This is a genomic window from Tenacibaculum sp. M1.3A (genome assembly GCF_057732375.1).
Window position 1 is genome coordinate 1 of sequence record NZ_JBYJEF010000017.1, and the last position, 1,789, is coordinate 1,789.

A 1,789-nucleotide genomic window follows, 5' to 3' on the forward strand; every position below is an offset into this window, starting at 1 on the left:
TTTATATTTCTGATCCTGCACACGGGCTCATCACTTTTACTAAAAAAGAATTTATTCAATCTTGGATTGGTAACAATGCCGATCAAAACACAGAAGAAGGTATTGCTTTGTTAGTAGAACCTACTCCTCGCTTTTATAGTGAAGAATTTGAAGAAGATCAAAAATTTGGATTTTCATTTATATTCAAATACTTATTCAAATACAAAAAATTTATAATTCAATTAATTATCGGTCTTTTAGCCGGTAGTTTATTGCAACTAATCCTCCCTTTTTTAACACAAAGCATTGTTGATGTTGGTATTAAAAATCAAGATCTAAACTTTGTATATTTAATCTTATTTGCACAATTATTCTTATTTATAGGTAAAGCGGCTTTAGAAATTATTAGAAGTTGGATTTTACTACACTTAAGTACTCGTATAAATATTTCGTTAATCTCTGATTTTTTTATCAAATTAATGAAACTTCCTATCTCTTATTTTGATGTTCGTATGACGGGAGATTTATTACAAAGAATTAACGATCACAAACGAATTGAACGAATTTTAACCACCTCTTCATTAACAGTTTTATTCTCTTTTTTCAACCTAATTATTTTCAGTTTAGTATTAGGATTTTATAGTTTACAAATCTTTGGAGTATTTGTTATAGGAAGTGTTTTATACTTCGGATGGGTATTATTCTTCTTTAAAAAACGAAAGGAATTAGATTATAAACGATTCTCACAAGTAAGTCAAGAACAAAGTAAAGTTATTGAGCTTATTAACGGAATGCAAGAAATTAAACTCCACAATGCTGAACGCCGAATGCGTTGGAATTGGGAATATGTGCAAGCTCGTTTATTTAAAGTAGCGACAAAAAGCTTAGCCTTAGAACAAACCCAAAGTGTAGGTTCTAATTTCATTAATGAATTAAAGAATATGTTCATTACCATACTATCAGCTAAATTAGTCATTGATGGAGATATTACTTTAGGTATGATGATGGCTATTAGTTATATCGTTGGGCAATTAAATGGGCCTATTACACAGCTAATTAATTTTATGCGCGATGTACAAGATGCCCAAATATCTATTGACCGACTTGGTGAAATTCATAATATGGAAGATGAAGAAAAACCAGGTGATGAAAAAATTACGCACATTCCTGAAAACGCTGCCATAAAATTAAACAATATCTCTTTTAGATATACTGGCGGATTAGAACCCGTACTAAACGATCTATCTTTAGAAATACCCGCAAACAAAACCACTGCAATTGTTGGTGTTAGTGGTAGTGGTAAAACTACCTTAATGAAATTACTACTTGGCTTTTACCAAGTTGACAAAGGTGAAATTATGATTAATAATTTTAATCTGAAAAATATCTCACCAAAAGAATGGCGAAGAAACTGTGGAGTAGTAATGCAAGAAGGCTATATTTTTAATGATTCTATTGCTAAAAACATCGCTGTAGGTGAAGATTATGTAGATAAAGAAAAACTAGCACATGCTATTAACGTCGCTAACATTTCTGATTATATTGAAGGACTTCCGTTGGGTTATAATACCAAAATAGGAAGTGAAGGAAACGGATTAAGCACCGGACAAAAACAACGATTATTAATCGCTCGTTCAGTGTACAAAAACCCTAAATTCTTGTTTTTTGATGAAGCAACCTCTGCTCTAGACGCTAATAATGAAAAAGTAATTATGGGGAAATTAAATGAATTTTTCTATGACAAAACAGCGGTTGTAATTGCTCACAGATTAAGTACTGTAAAAAATGCACACCAAATAGTGGTATTAGA

1 protein-coding gene is annotated in these 1,789 nt (G+C 31.1%); it reads left to right on the forward strand.

Annotation, left to right across the window (positions count from 1 at the left end):
* On the forward strand, positions 1-1,789 hold a 1,789-nt coding region (locus tag AC28QF_RS13845; RefSeq protein WP_488202399.1), incomplete at both ends, for a peptidase domain-containing ABC transporter.